This is a genomic window from Saccharibacillus sp. O23 (assembly GCF_002205895.1).
Taxonomy (GTDB): Bacteria; Bacillota; Bacilli; order Paenibacillales; family Paenibacillaceae; genus Saccharibacillus.
Window position 1 is genome coordinate 187,211 of the sequence record NZ_NJDE01000006.1, and the last position, 13,947, is coordinate 201,157.

The 13,947-nt window shown below is 57.8% G+C and carries 11 protein-coding genes and 1 pseudogene; 6 read left to right on the forward strand and 6 right to left on the reverse strand.

The features are described from left to right. Positions 1 to 101 precede the first annotated feature (101 nt). Positions 102 to 659, reverse strand: a pseudogene (locus CDO73_RS08625) (GNAT family N-acetyltransferase). Between the two features lie 193 nt (positions 660 to 852). Then, positions 853 to 1,827: an aldo/keto reductase gene (locus tag CDO73_RS08630; RefSeq protein ID WP_088488118.1), complete on the reverse strand. Its 975-nt coding sequence runs from the start codon at positions 1,825 to 1,827 to the stop codon at positions 853 to 855. Between the two features lie 189 nt (positions 1,828 to 2,016). Here CDO73_RS08630 and CDO73_RS08635 point away from each other — a divergent pair, with 189 nt between their 5' ends. The 3 genes from CDO73_RS08635 to CDO73_RS08645 all read left to right on the forward strand — a co-directional run bounded on the left by CDO73_RS08635 (position 2,017) and on the right by CDO73_RS08645 (position 5,235). After that, on the forward strand, positions 2,017 to 2,859 hold the full coding sequence (locus tag CDO73_RS08635) for a MerR family transcriptional regulator (protein WP_088488119.1): 843 nt from the start codon (positions 2,017 to 2,019) through the stop codon (positions 2,857 to 2,859). A gap of 103 nt (positions 2,860 to 2,962) precedes the next feature. Continuing rightward, the gene (locus tag CDO73_RS08640; protein WP_256972619.1) at positions 2,963 to 4,729 is read left to right on the forward strand and encodes an ABC transporter ATP-binding protein; all 1,767 of its coding nucleotides are present in this window, start codon (positions 2,963 to 2,965) and stop codon (positions 4,727 to 4,729) included. Between the two features lie 140 nt (positions 4,730 to 4,869). Then, positions 4,870 to 5,235, forward strand: a complete 366-nt coding sequence (locus CDO73_RS08645) for a DUF2750 domain-containing protein (protein WP_179218634.1) — start codon at positions 4,870 to 4,872, stop codon at positions 5,233 to 5,235. 141 nt (positions 5,236 to 5,376) lie between these two features. Here CDO73_RS08645 and CDO73_RS08650 read toward each other — a convergent pair whose 3' ends face one another. Beyond that, on the reverse strand, positions 5,377 to 7,326 hold the full coding sequence (locus tag CDO73_RS08650; RefSeq protein WP_256972620.1) for an FAD-dependent oxidoreductase: 1,950 nt from the start codon (positions 7,324 to 7,326) through the stop codon (positions 5,377 to 5,379). 334 nt (positions 7,327 to 7,660) lie between these two features. On the opposite strand from CDO73_RS08650, the gene CDO73_RS08655 reads away from it, so the two are divergent. Next, entirely contained in the window at positions 7,661 to 8,170 is a 510-nt protein-coding gene (locus CDO73_RS08655; protein WP_088488122.1) for a hypothetical protein, read from the forward strand. A gap of 791 nt (positions 8,171 to 8,961) precedes the next feature. On the opposite strand, the gene CDO73_RS08660 is transcribed toward CDO73_RS08655, so the two are convergent. Further along, entirely contained in the window at positions 8,962 to 9,681 is a 720-nt protein-coding gene (locus CDO73_RS08660) for a hypothetical protein (RefSeq protein ID WP_143536098.1), read from the reverse strand. Here CDO73_RS08660 and CDO73_RS26960 point away from each other — a divergent pair. Continuing rightward, positions 9,653 to 9,916: a hypothetical protein gene (locus CDO73_RS26960; RefSeq protein ID WP_143536099.1), complete on the forward strand. Its 264-nt coding sequence runs from the start codon at positions 9,653 to 9,655 to the stop codon at positions 9,914 to 9,916. The two genes, CDO73_RS08660 and CDO73_RS26960, sit on opposite strands and share 29 nt — an antisense overlap. Before the next feature lie 208 nt (positions 9,917 to 10,124). On the opposite strand, the gene CDO73_RS08670 is transcribed toward CDO73_RS26960, so the two are convergent. Then, positions 10,125 to 11,522, reverse strand: coding sequence for an FtsW/RodA/SpoVE family cell cycle protein (locus CDO73_RS08670; protein WP_179218635.1), 1,398 nt, complete (start codon positions 11,520 to 11,522; stop codon positions 10,125 to 10,127). Continuing rightward, complete coding sequence (locus CDO73_RS08675) at positions 11,519 to 11,851, reverse strand: PadR family transcriptional regulator (protein WP_088488126.1); 333 nt, start codon at positions 11,849 to 11,851, stop codon at positions 11,519 to 11,521. Before CDO73_RS08675 ends, CDO73_RS08670 begins: the two co-directional genes overlap by 4 nt. Before the next feature lie 232 nt (positions 11,852 to 12,083). Between CDO73_RS08675 and CDO73_RS08680 the strand changes: the two genes are divergently transcribed. Further along, entirely contained in the window at positions 12,084 to 13,670 is a 1,587-nt protein-coding gene (locus tag CDO73_RS08680; protein ID WP_088488144.1) for a M14 family zinc carboxypeptidase, read from the forward strand. The last annotated feature ends 277 nt before the right edge of the window (positions 13,671 to 13,947 follow it).

A 13,947-nucleotide genomic window follows, 5' to 3' on the forward strand; every position in this document is an offset into this window, starting at 1 on the left:
GGTTTCGAAAAGGGTTATTCGGCGCTTCTAACGGATTGACGATCCGTTAGCGAAGCCGCTTCTGATTCTACGGAAACGGATTTCGCTCGGTATCGTTCTTTTTATGACCGTACGTCTGAATCCTGCCGATTCGCTTCCCACTCTTCCCGCAGCATGCCCATACGGACGGAATCGTAATACTGCCCGTCGTAATAACGCGCTTTCCGAATTCTCGCTTCCGTCTGCATGCCGAGCTTATCGCCGACGCGGATCATGCGCGCGTTGCCCGACCACGTGCTGTAACCGATCCGCACCAGCGGCAGCGTCGTAAACAGCCGGTCGATCCATAATCGCAAAGCGCGCGTCCCGATCCCCCGTCCCCAGCTTCCGGCTTCGTGCAGCACGATGCCGATCTCCAGCCAGCGCGAAGGTTCATGCTCCCAATAGTAAGAAACGATCCCGCGCACCGTTCCCTGCACCTCGATCACCCAGAAATCGTCGTCGCCGACTCATTTCTGTCCGGTCGGCAGGAACTTCTCGTAAGTCATCGCTTCGTGCGGATAATAAGGCGCGTCCCATTTTTTCCATTCGGGCTGCTCGTCTTTGTAGATCAATTCCCACAGTCGGGGCAGGTCGCGTTCTTCGAGCGGGCGAATCGTCAGTTCTTGATCCGAAATCATCGTATTCCTCTTTTCGTTAAGTTTAGTGTTGGATCACCTCGTGTGCCGTGTTAATGTTCATATTCGCGTTTTTCATCGTCATCAGTCCTCTCGGGATTATGCTGTCCATCTTACCGGAGTATGCGGGAGAAGGGAAGCCGAATCGGCGCGGCAAAAAAAGACGCCCGGTCGATGACCGGACGCCTTTTCCCGTTTACGCGTAGAAATTCCGTTCCCACCGATGCGCCTTCAGCTTCTCGACCTGTTCTTTCGGCAGTCCTTGTCCGTCGCCGATCGGCATGTTGCGCTCGACGTTGCGGACGGAACGCATGCCGGGAATGACGGTGGAGACGGCCGGATGGCTCAGCACGTAGCGCAGCGCCGTTTCCGCGATTTCGCCATCGCCGATTCCGAGATCCTCCGTGATCTTCCGTACCCGCTCGTACACCTCGCGCTTGCGCTCGCCTCGGAAATAACGGCTGCGGAAATCGTCTTCGGCAAACTCCGTATCCGGCTTGATGCTGCCCGTCAGGCCGCCTTCGTCGAGCGCCACGCGCACGATGACGCCGACGTCATGCTTCAGGCAGGCGGGGAACAGCTCGTCTTCCGGCGCTTGTTCGAAAATGTTGTAGATCACCTGCACCGTGTCCACGACGCCGGTCTCGATCAGCTTGATCGCGTTGGCCGGCTGGTAATCGTTAATCGAGACGCCGAAGTGGCGGATCTTGCCCTGCTCTTTCAACTTCCGCACGCCTTCCAGCCAATCGCCCTGACCGACCCACTCGTCCGACCAGACATGGAACTGCTGCACGTCGATCGTCTCCAGTCCCAGATTCCGCAGGCTGGTCTCGGTCGAAGCGATCACGTGCTCGGCGGTGAACGTCTCGCCGGACGGCACGCCTGCTCTTGCGGGCCACTGCCCGTTTTTCGGCGGAATCTTGGACGCGACGTAGATCGTCTCCGAGCGCTCGCGCACGACCTGTCCGACCAGCTTCTCGCTGTGGCCGTCTCCGTATCCGAGCGCCGTGTCGATAAAATTAAGTCCGAGGTCGATCGAACGGTTCAGCGCCCGCAGCGATTCTTCGTCTTCCGCGCCGCGCCAGCCCGTATTGCCGATACCCCATGCCCCGTAACCGATCTCCGATACCTTCAATCCCGTTTTGCCGAGCGTTCTGTAGTTCATCGTCATGGTCTGCTTACGCCTCCTCGATGGATTGTTGGAAACGTTATTCTTTAACCTTCGCGGATGCGACCGATCGAGCAAAACGGGGCCGAAGCGCAGAAATTTTTAAAAATCGCCCGATCTTCGATTGCCGCTTGCCTATGACGTAACGTCAACCCCTATACTGGAACCAGCAAAGGAAAGGAGGCGGGGGACATCGATACCCGAACCTATACCGTCGGCGCTTTTGCCAAGCTGACAGGCGTTACCGAACGCACGCTGCGTTTCTATCACAAAAAGGGGCTGCTGGAACCGTCGGGCTACAACGAGCTCGGACACCGGCTGTATACGGATCGCGATCTGATTCGGCTGCAGCAGATCCTGACGCTTAAATTTCTGGATTATCCGTTGGAGCGGATCGCGCAGGAATTGGAAGCCGACGAAGGCGAACTTCGGCGTTCGCTGGAACGTCAGGCGAAACTGCTGCGGGAGAAGAAAGAGCAGCTCGACCGCATGCTGTATACGCTCGATTACACGCTCGAGTTGGCCGACGGAGACAAAGGAGGTCTGGAACCGAGCGTGCTGCTGCTGTTGATCCGCTCGATCGCGACCGAGAAAGAGCAGCGGCGCTGGATCGAGGAGAAAATGCCGCCTTCGCTGACGAAAAGGTTATGGCCGGACGGCGACCTAACAGGCAGTTGGCGGGCGGTCGAGCAGGAAGCGATCGGCTGGGTCTCGCGGCTCAAGAAGCTGATGCGCGAAGGAAAGCCGCCCGACGGACCGGAAGCGCAGCGCTTTACAGCCGAGCTCTCCAAGCGGCTCGAAGGACTGCTGAGCCGAATGGGCCAACCTCTCTCGAAAGAAGAGATTCAAGGCTTGGAGGCGTTCGGCAAGCTGGAACCGCCGTATTCGTTCGGGGTCCCGATCCTGTTCACGGCCGAAGAAGAAAGGTATATCGAACGGATGTGGGACGCGGCGATCGAAATCGAAGAAAAGAAAACCGCGAAAACGAACAAGAACGGAGGAGATTCCTATTCGAACAAACGAAAAGGACCTTGAGCATTCGGAAGTTGAAGAAAGACGATCGGAAGCGGAAAACGGAGCCGCGCGCGCCGAAGCCGATCCGGCCCAACCCGCTCGCGGTTGGGGTTCGTTCTGGAAATTGGTCGCGAAATACCTGCCGAAAGGCTGGATGATGGCGGCGGCGATCGTGCTCGGACTGTTCGAAACGGTATTCACGTTGGCGATTCCGCTGCTGACCAGCCGTCTGGTGGACGGATTTTCGATGGAGAACCTGACCGGCGGAACGATCGCGCTGCTGGCGGCGGCGTTCGTGGCGCAGGCGCTGATGTCGGGCCTCGCGATCTATACGATGTCGTACGTCGGACAGTTTATCGTATCGGGGCTGCGGCGCGATCTGTGGCGGCGGGTACTGAAGCTGCCGGTCTCGTTCTTCGACCGCAACACGTCCGGCGAGACGATGAGCCGGGTGACGAACGATACGAACATCGTGCAGGACTTCATTACGGGACAAGTGATTTCGTTCTTGTCCGGCATCGTGTCGATCGTCGGCTCGGTCGTGATCCTGCTGACCATCGATTGGAAAATGACGCTGTTCGCGCTGCTCGCGATTCCGGCGGCGATGCTGCTGCTCTGGCCGGTCGGCCGCCGCATGTATGCGATCTCGCGCGACACGCAGCAGGAGATCGCGGAATTCCAAGGCGATCTGGGCCGCGTGCTGTCCGATATCCGTCTGGTCAAAGCTTCGCTGGCCGAACCTTCCGAACGCGTTCAAGGCGAGAAGCGCATCTCCGGACTGTTCCGGTTCGGCCTGCGCGAAGCGCGGATTCAAGCGATCGTGTCGCCGCTGATGATGACCGTCATGCTGCTGATTCTGGTCGCTTTGATCGGCTACGGCGGAGCACAGGTGGCGCGCGGCGCGTTGACGGCCGGCGCGCTGGTCGCGATCATTCTGTACATGTTCCAGATCGTCGTGCCGTTCACGCAGCTCGCGACCTTCTTCACGCAGTTTCAGAAAGCGCTCGGCGCGACCGAGCGGATTCGGGAGATCATGGAGTTGGAACCGGAAGAACGGGAGCTGCCGGCGGCCGAGGAACGTGCTGCCGACGAATCGACGCCGCCCAAACATTCGATTCAGCTTCCGCTGACGTTCGAGAACGTGGCATTCCGTTATTCCGAAGACAAGCCGATTCTGCAAGGGTTGAACTTTACCGCCGAAGCCGGTCAGACCACCGCGTTCGTCGGTCCGAGCGGAGCGGGCAAGACGACGATCTTCTCGTTGATCGAACGTTTCTACGAGCCGAGCGAAGGACGGCTGCTGTACGGCGGCGAGCCGGCTGCGGAGATTCCGCTCAGACAATGGCGAGGCCGGATCGCGTACGTCTCGCAGGAGAGTCCGGTCATGTCCGGAACGATCCGCGAGAACTTGACTTACGGGCTCGAAGGAGCGGCGTCCGACCGCGCGGTGGACGAAGCCGTCCGGCAGGCGAATCTGACGGAATTCGTCGCTTCGCTGCCGCAAGGCTTGGAGACGCAGGCCGGCGAACGCGGCGTTCTGCTCTCGGGCGGTCAGCGCCAGCGCCTGGCGATCGCGAGGGCCATCCTGCGCGATCCCGATATTCTGCTGCTCGACGAAGCGACGGCGCATCTGGACAGCGCGTCGGAAGCGCGGGTGCAGGAAGCGCTCGACGCGTTGATGCGCGGACGGACGACGCTCGTTATCGCCCACCGGTTATCCACGGTGCGCGGAGCGGACAAGCTGATCGTGATCGAAAACGGCCGCGCCACCGGACAGGGCACGCATGAAGAACTGCTGGCTTCGCACGCTTTTTACCGCAAGCTCGTGCAGAGGCAGTTCGAGATCGGCGATCCGGGCGAAGGAAGCGCGCGCGAGGCGAGCGGTTCTTGAAGACGAGAGAAGCGTAATCGATTCGGCAAAGCGGTCGACTCCTTCGCAGGATGGGTAAAGGATGAAGAAGAACGAACGGCGGTCTTGACCGCCGTTCGTCTCCGATCATTCGGTATACGGAAGCGGGGAGCCACATGGATTTGAAAGCATTCAATGCGATCGTCGGCCGATCGGCCGCGCTGCGATACGACTATTTCGTGAAAAAAGCGGCCGATACGGAGATTATCTGGGGATTGTACGACGAAGGTTGGGCGATGACGACGGATCGCGACGGATCGCCGGTCCTGCCGTTATGGCCCAAAAGCGAGTTCGCCCTGCACTGCGCGCGGGGCGATTGGTCGGGCTGCTCCGGCCGTCCGCTCGATCTGTTGGCGTTCATGGACAAGATTCTGCCGCGTCTGGCTCAAGACGGCGTGCGGGTGTCCGTATTCGATAACAATATCGATGCCGAGATCGCGGAAGCGGATAAGCTGCTGGCGGATCTTCGTCGGGCGTTGGAGAAGTAGGGAGCGGAAGTCCCTAATCGCATCATACGATTCGGAAAACGATCGGCAAAAAGCCCGGACTCTGAGGTCCGGGCTTTCGGTCGTCGGAATGCGCATGTCGATCGCTCGGTCGGGTAAGGACGAGAACCGCGCCGTTCGTGCTTATTGCCCTGCGGTATCCACGTTTTCGGCCGGCAGGAAATGTTTGCTTAGATCGCGGATCAACATGAAATAGTCGCCGTTCGTCAATTTCTTTTTGTCTTCGATGCCGTCCAGCGTTTGCTGCTGCAGCCAGCCTTCTTGTACCAGCGTGTCCGCCGCTTTGCCTTCCGGAGCGTTCTCCAGATTCATCGAGCTCGCGATCAGCTTGGCGGCTTGTTCGAGCGAGAGATCGACTTTGGACGGATCGGCCACGGCCGCGAGCGCTCCCTGCATGTCTCCGGCGAAGAAATCCGGATGCAGCGCGCGGACGGTGCGCATCGCGTTGAAGAAGCGCTGCACGTTGGCTTTGTCGCCGACGCCCCATTGATCGTTGTCGTAGCCGCCCGAAGTCAGATACATGTTCGCGGCGACCAGCATGCCCGGATAGTCTTTGCTTTTCATGTATTCCGGCTCCGGGATCTTCGGCCGGGACAGATCGACGCCTTGTTTGCGGAGCAGGACTTTGAGCGCCTCGATTTGCTCGCGGGACTCGGAGAACTCGCGCAGCGTCATATTCGAGTCCCGCGCGATCTTGACCGCAGCGCCGGCCGCTTGGCCGGTCGCCATGCCGACCGGAATCGTGCGCGCGCTGCCGTGCGGGACGGTGTCGAAGCCGGCCGATCGGCCGACGACCAGCAGCCCGTCCACGTTCTTCGGCACGAGCGTGCGGAACGGCACGCCGTACTGGCTCGGCTTCATCAAGACGGTTCCGATCCGGCCGTCGCTGGTGGTCTGGATATCGACCGGATACGAGCCGTAGGCGATATCGTCCCAATGCTGGCGGTTCTCCATGACGTCGGCCAGCGTGAGCCGGTATTCGGATTCCAGATGGCGCGATTCGCGAAGATACAATTCTTCGGCGACGCCGTCGTATTGCAGCGGCTCCATTTCCGGGAAGCGCTTTTTGAGAAAATCGACGATCTTCGGCGCTTCGGCCGTTCCGACCTCGATGCCTTTCTTGATCGATGCGGGATCGAGCGGATTGACGCCGAGCAGCTGCATGGAATTGATCAGAATCGTGCCGTCGTTCTGCCGCCCGATGTTCAAACCGCGCATGCGGACTTTGGCGGGATCGCTCGACGGATATTCGGCCGCTTCCTTATAACCCCAGATGCTGGTCCGGTCGATGCCCGTGTCGTCGTGCTTGCCCATCTCTTCCCAGATCTTCTGGGTCATGCCTTTCATGCGAAAGACGAGCGTGGAAGCCATAACGCTGTGCGTGTCGCCGATGTCCTGACGTCCCAACGTGAACGAAGCGCCGGCTTCGGCGGCCACGTCCGCGTTTTGCGTCGCGTCGATGACGACGGGCGCAAGCACGCGGCGTTCGCTGCCGTTTGCGAGCGTCAACGTCATGCCGGTCAGGGTCGTCCGTCCTTTTTGCGTATCGGTGAGCGGAGCCATGGCTTTCGTTTCCATCACGAGATCGATATTGGGTTCGGCTTTGACCATTTTATAGAATAAGTTGGCCGCGACGTTCACGTCGAACGAAGTGCCGTCGAACTTGTCGTACCATTCTTGAAAAATGCCTTTGTTCAGATAATCCGGCTCGCGGAAGCGTCGGAAGAAAAACGGCTGCTCCGTCGAGTAGTTCAGGTCGATCATGTTCAGCCAGCCGACGGTCATCAACCCGCCGAGCATTTTGCGGTCGTGTCCGTCCACGAGCAGAACTTTCAATCCGTTCCGGGCGGAAGAGATCGCGGCGGTCAGACCTTCCGGGTCCGTGCCCGCGACGATCACGTCGTAACGGTCTCCGACCTTTTCGGTCGAGGCGACGGGAATCGGATCTTCGGTAATGCCGTGGTTGACGAGCCGTTTGTGTTCGAGATGGCGATAGAAGAGCAGACCCGTGATTCCCAGAATCAGCAGGACGGCGAGAGAGAAGACGGCAAGCTTTTTCCAGTTTCGCAGCATAAGTAGGCAGTTTCCTTTCGATAGCCGGCTTGAATGCCGGATTCGGTTCTTTTTTGCGCACATGTCCGACTATACCTGCTTTCGCGGCGGCGAACAACATTTGCTCATTCATCTACCCGTAACATTTTTGTCATGAAATCAGCCAGCAGGCATTTTTGCAAAAAGCAGAACAAAAATCGAATTAAAAACCGAAAAAGAAAGAAGGAGGTGTGTAAATACGACGAAAAGCAAGCGAAACAGGAAAAGAGTCTTATATCTTTAGGCCTTATTGCGTAGTAGTATGAACATAATTAATTAGCAAGTTAGCAAGATTTTTGGGTACAGGGGTGTTGGAATGGAAAAAGTATCTTTTAGCGGAGGAAGCTCGGCAAGTTGGGCGTCCGATTACAGAAATCCGAACACCGTCAATCCGGATCAGACCGCCAAGACGTCGACGACCGAAAAGCCGAAATCCGATCCGAAAACGGAGAAGGACGACAAAGCGACCGATTCCGTCGGAGAAAAACAAGCCGTCAGCGCGGCGGAACGGAAAAAGCAGGACGTCGAACAGGCGAAAAAGCAGGAAGAAGAGAAGCAGGCCCAGCAAAAGCTGCTGCAGACCTTTTACTCGGAAAAACTGAGAATCGACATGTCGCCGGACAAATTCAAGGATTCGATGAAAGCGTTGGCGGAACGTTCGATCGAACAGCTGATGAGCCGCGAAGGCACGTCCTTGAAGATGGAGTGGAAATCCGAACTGCATAAGATCAGTTTGGAGATCAGCGTGGAAGCCTATGATAAGTTGAGCGAGCAGCATGATCAGAACGAACAAGACAAGAACTTGGTCGAGACCGTCAAAGCCTGAACGACACGTACCGCGCTCGCAATGATTGCCTCCTGGCACAGGGGGCGATTTTTTTTGTCCGCAAACGCAAATCCGGGACCCGAGAAATAGGAAGTCGCTTCGGCGGCTTCTTTTTTGTTTTCTTGGCTCGAAATCTTGTTTTAAGCAACCAAAAGAGAACCATGTAGAAAAAAGTCGGTAAAAAACGAATAACTCAAAATAGCTCGAAAGCAGGATTAAAAAACCAGCCTTGCTTGCTAAAAAACCCGGAGATGTCTCCTGTTTATATGGAAAAATAGGGCAGAAAAGAGTGGGGAACACCATCCCATTCCCTTTCTTTTCCAGAAGATAGTACACTATGCCTACGATATCCATTTCGAAACCGATAGAGGGGGCTAAAGCATGAGCACACTGTCGTCTTACTCCTCCGCTTCTGCCACGGACCGGACAAACAAATACGATTATTCGGACAATTCGTCATACGCCAACAAAAACGCTTCGCGGGTCCAATCGTCCGACAATAAAGACCTGTCAACCAAAGACACCCGTACGAACGCCGAGATCAAAAAAGATAAAACGGAGTTCTACTCCAGAATCGAACAAAACCAAAAAAAGCAGTACGAGCTGCTGCAAGCAATCTATTCCCAGAACGGCTTTACGCTAAACAAAGAAGATTTCAAAAGCAACTTGAAGAATCTGGCGGATCGGGCCATCGAGCAGAAAGTCTCGAAAAGCGGTGCCAGTTGGAAATCCCAAATGCATCAACTGCGCCTGGATATCAGCACGACTTCGTACCGGATGTACAACGATAATCAAGCTCCGAAAGCGCAAAGCGAAGCTTCGGCAGCGGCAGCCGGAACCGCAGCCGCGGCTTCGGGTGCTTCGACGGACCGGACTCCGGTCGGCGGCTCGATAAGAACCGTAGTAATGCCTTCCGGCGCTTCCTCGGCTTCCGCTTCGTCCGGCGCGACGGCATCGGCGTCTAATTCGCAGGCGCAAGCGACCGCGGCGGCATCGGCGTCGGGATCGCAGACGCAAACGACCGCGGCGGCATCGGCGTCGGGATCGCAGGCGCAAACGACTGAGACGGCATCGGCGTCTAATTCGCAGGCGCAAACGACCGCGACGGCATCGTCGTCTAATTCGCAGACGCAAACGACTACGACGGCATCGTCTTCCGGATCGCAGACGCAAGTGACCGAGACGACATCGACGGCCAGCGCTCCAACGGCAAGCGTGTCGACGCCAACAACAACTACGCCGACGGCAAGCACGTCGACGCCAACACCAACCGCGCCGACAGCAACCACGTCGACGCCAACAACAACTACGCCGACGGCAACCCCGTCGACGCCAACAACAACTACGCCGACGGCAACCACGTCGACGCCAACACCAACTACGTCGACGGCAACCACGTCGACGCCAACACCAACTACGTCGACGGCAACCCCGTCGACGCCAACAACAACTACGCCGACGGCAACCACGTCGACGCCGGATTTGCTCACAACCGTCGTCAATACCGTCAACACGACGACCGCTAACACCACGACCACGGTAGGCAGCTTGACCGGAGCGTCGAGCGGTACGACGACGACCACGACGCCGACCACGGCGGCAGCGGCTTACAGCGCCGGAGCGGCCACGGCTGCCGCGACGACTTCCGCGTCTTCTGCATCCGCAACAACGACTTCGGCAACGACGACGACGTCGAGCACGGCAGGCAAAACGACGACAGGATCTCTGCTGGGCATCAAGAAATAAAGATCGCTTTTCACGCGTGAGCAAGCAGCACGCAAGCGGGAAAAATACAGCCGCACGCCGAAAGAAGCCGAACCTCTTAACAGGTTCGGCTTCTTTCGATCGTCAGACGAAATCCAACAGCTGTAGGTCGTCAATCTTTACGGCTCTCCGCGAAGCGGCGTTCTTGCGGACGTTCGTCGGAGCCGACATAGATCTCGATCTTGTCGATTCAAAGCAGCAGCTTTTTCTCCTCCGACGGTTTGACCGCGAATTTTTCTCCCGAAGCCGGGATCGTATCTTTGCGACGATAGATGCCGAGGATCAAGCCGATCACCGCGCAGTACACGATCGTGGAAGTGCCTCCGTAACCGATAAAAGGCATAGCCAGCGTCGTGAACGGCAGCCATCCGAAAGAAGCGCCGACGCCGTAAACCCACTGTCCGGCCAAGAAAACGGAAAGGCCCATAACGAGCAAACTGCCGTTTTTATCCGAAATAAGCTTGGCGGAACGCAGAAGCAGGGCGATCAGCCAGACGATCGAGCCGATCAACAGAGCCGCCGCGGTCCATCCGAAGCTGTAGGTCAAATAAGGGAGAATCGCATCGTTGTAAGGATAAACGACGGACGAGCCGGAAGCTCCGAAGCCCTGTCCCAACCAACCGCCTTCGCGAATAGCCGCTGCCATATTCTCGTTCAAATACAAATTATCCGGCGACTGATGCTGCGGAGCGAAGACGGAACCGACGCGGTCGCGCCAAACCGGGCTGCGCAGGTACAGACTGCCCGCCCAACCGATCGCGGCAACCGGTGCCGCAATCAGGTAGAGGCGTGAACCGCCGCAGCGAGCATACATCGCGAAAGCGGCGATCCCGTAAGCGAGCAGCGGCAGCCAAGCGATCAGATCGAAATAAACGTAGAGAACCACGGGCAGCAGAATCGCTCCGATCGCCAGCAGATTCGAAATTCCGTTCCACTCGGCTTCTTTCACGCGGAGGCGTTCGAACAGCCCGGGCAGCGTCGACAGAAACAAGATGAACATGCAGAGCGTCCAGTTGAGCGTGAGCGGACCGATTATGATCCAACTTTGGGTTCCGTTCATGGAGACCGATCGGAACGAGAAAAACAACACCGTCAGAACGGCCGTAACCGCGTAGAGCTGCACCGCGTATTTGCGCAGCAGCCGATAATCGGCAAAAACGAAGATCGCTAGCGCGATCGCGCCCAGGACGTAATAAAAAATCTGGTTAAGACCGAAGTCGAAACGCTGCGCGGCTCCCTCGCCCGCCGCCGACAACGAGAACAACGCCAGCAGTCCCAGTCCCGCCATCACCGCGATCGGCAGCAGCAGCCGCCAATCGAACTTCGGCTTATGTACACGTCCGAGCGTGCTGCCCACCTCGTCCGCGTCTCCCATTTGCTCCAACGCCCAAGCCGCGGCTTGTTGCGGGGAGCGTTCTTCCTCTTCCCGATCCGCGATTAATTCCTCGATATGTCCGCGCATCTCTTCCCGCAGTTCGGGGTGGAGTTCTTTGGCTTTTATTTTCGCGCACATGCGGTCCAGATAAGCCTCGATCATCCGGTCCGCTTCGCGGCGCGCCGGTTCTTTTTCCGAAGTCGCCTTGTTCATGCCCGTCCCTCCCCGAGCACCGCGTCGACCGCGCCGCTGAAGATCCGCCATTCTTCGGTCTTGAGCTTAAGCTGCTTGATTCCGTCTTCGGTCACCGTATAATATTTGCGTTTTCTTCCGCCGCTTTCTTCCCAATGCGACCGTACCCAACGTTCCGCTTCCATCGCGTGCAAGATCGGATACAGCGTCCCTTCTTTGAGCGCGAACACGCCGCCGGAGCGTCCGTCCAGTTCTTTGATCAGCTCGTACCCGTACATGCTTCGCTGCGACAGCACGGTCAGCACCAGCGTTCCGGTCGATCCTTTGAGCAGTTCTTTGCTTACTTTCATGGCCGGAATTCCTCCTTCGTTTGATACATAGAATTACTATGTATCGTAAATCTAGGCTAGTTATTGTGTCAAGTTTGACGTCAAAAAGGGAAAAATGCAGGAATCGGCAGAAGGCGAGGCGAAAAAGGTAAAGGCAGAGAAACGGCCGACCGGGCCGGAAGCGAAGGAAGAGGCCGAACAAGCATGCCGGAGCTTCGAAACGGATCATGATCGAAACAAACAGGGGGTTGTAATGAAAAAGTTGTTTTTGGCGCTGATGGCGCTGGTTCTCGCGGTGCTTACGCTGGCGCCCGCGGGACAATCGCGTGCGGCGGAGGCGAACATCGTCGATCCGTCGGTTACGTATACATACGGAGTATTGACGCAGGACATCCGGGAATTGGCCGCCAAGTATCCGGATCTGATCGAATACAAGTCGATCGGCAAGACGCTGTACGGGCGCGACATCTGGGCGGTCGGCTTGGGCAGCGGCAGCGCGACGGTATTCTTCAACGGCTCGCACCACGCGCGCGAATGGCTGACGACGACGCTCAATATGTACATGATCGAACAGTACGCCAAAGCGTATTCGGAAGGACGGAAGTTCGAAGGATACGACGTGCACGATATTCTGGGCAAAACGAAAATCTGGTTCGTCCCGATGGTCAATCCGGACGGCGTGACGCTTCAGCAGACGGGATTGCAGTCGTTTCCGGCCAGCGTGCACAAAGCGCTGATCGCCATGAACGACGGCAGCCGCAACTTCAAACGTTGGAAAGCGAACGCGCAGGGCGTCGATCCGAACCGGCAATACGACGCGAACTGGAAAGAACTGCTGAACAATTACGCGTATCCGCATTGGATGGGCCATAAAGGTACGGCTCCGATGACGGCGAAGGAAAACAAAGCGATGATCGCGTTCACGTACGAGATCGACCCGGAGATCGCGGTGTCGTATCATTCGGCGGGGCGCATTCTGTATTGGAATTTCCGTACGCCGGCCGTTAACTACAAGCGCGATAAGCGCTTGGCGGATATCTTCCGTTCGTTCACCGGTTACAGCCTCGTCAGTCCGAGCTATAACTCCAACGGCGGAGGCGGGTATACCGACTGGTTTATCCAGAAGCTCGGCCGTCCGGCGTTCACGCCGGAGATCGGGATCAAGAACGGGGAAACAAATCTGTCGGTGTCGGCATTCTCGGAAGAATGGCGCCGCAACAAGAAGATCGGCTTGTGGATCGCGCAGGAAGGGTACGCCCTTTGGGCCGCGAAGCACAAAACGACGGTCAAACCGGTCTCGCTGTTCCTCGACGGCAGGCGGATCGAAGGCGCTCCGGCCGCTTTCAACGAAGACGGCACCACTTACGCGGCCTACAAGCCGCTGCTGACCGGATTGGGTTACGTGCCGGTCTGGGATGCGGCGACCAAATCGGTTACGGCGACCGGCGCGCGCGGAACGCTGCAATTCGCGCTGGGTAAGAAAGAAGCTTCGGCCGACGGCAAGCCGATCGCGTTGACCGCGGCTCCGCGCCTGTACGAAGGCGCGCTCTACGTTCCGGTTCGGTTGATCAGTCAAGCGACGGGAGCGTCTCTGACCGTGCAGGCGGAGAGCGGGGCGGTCTCCGTCAAGAGTCCGGCGATCGTAACGGCGAAGCCGACCGTTCCGGCCGTGCCGACGACCCCGGTCAACAAGCCTGCCGAACCGCCGGTTCCGACGAACGAACCGGCGGTTCCGGGAACGGTCGATCCGCAGCCCGGCGAGGAGCCGGTCGTTCCGGGAACCGTGGACCCTGAGCCGGAATCGCCGAGCGTTCCGGGAACGGTCGTGCCTAACCCGTAACGGCGTCCGGCTTGCGATCGTTCGCCGGCAGCCGCGTTCGATCTTCATCGAATTCGCGAATTCGCTTGACGACAAGACGGACGGAATGTTAAAACGTTCTCATACTCATTTCGAATCTTTCGATCATTCGAACTTGAACAGCAACGACCGGGATCATGCTTCGCGAACGCCGCCGTTTATGCGGCGGGTCAGACTGCCGTCAGAGAAGAATCCCCAGTCCCTGAAAGGGTACTGGTGCTGCGAGGATTCCCGGCAGAAACGCGAAAGTCCTTCCCCG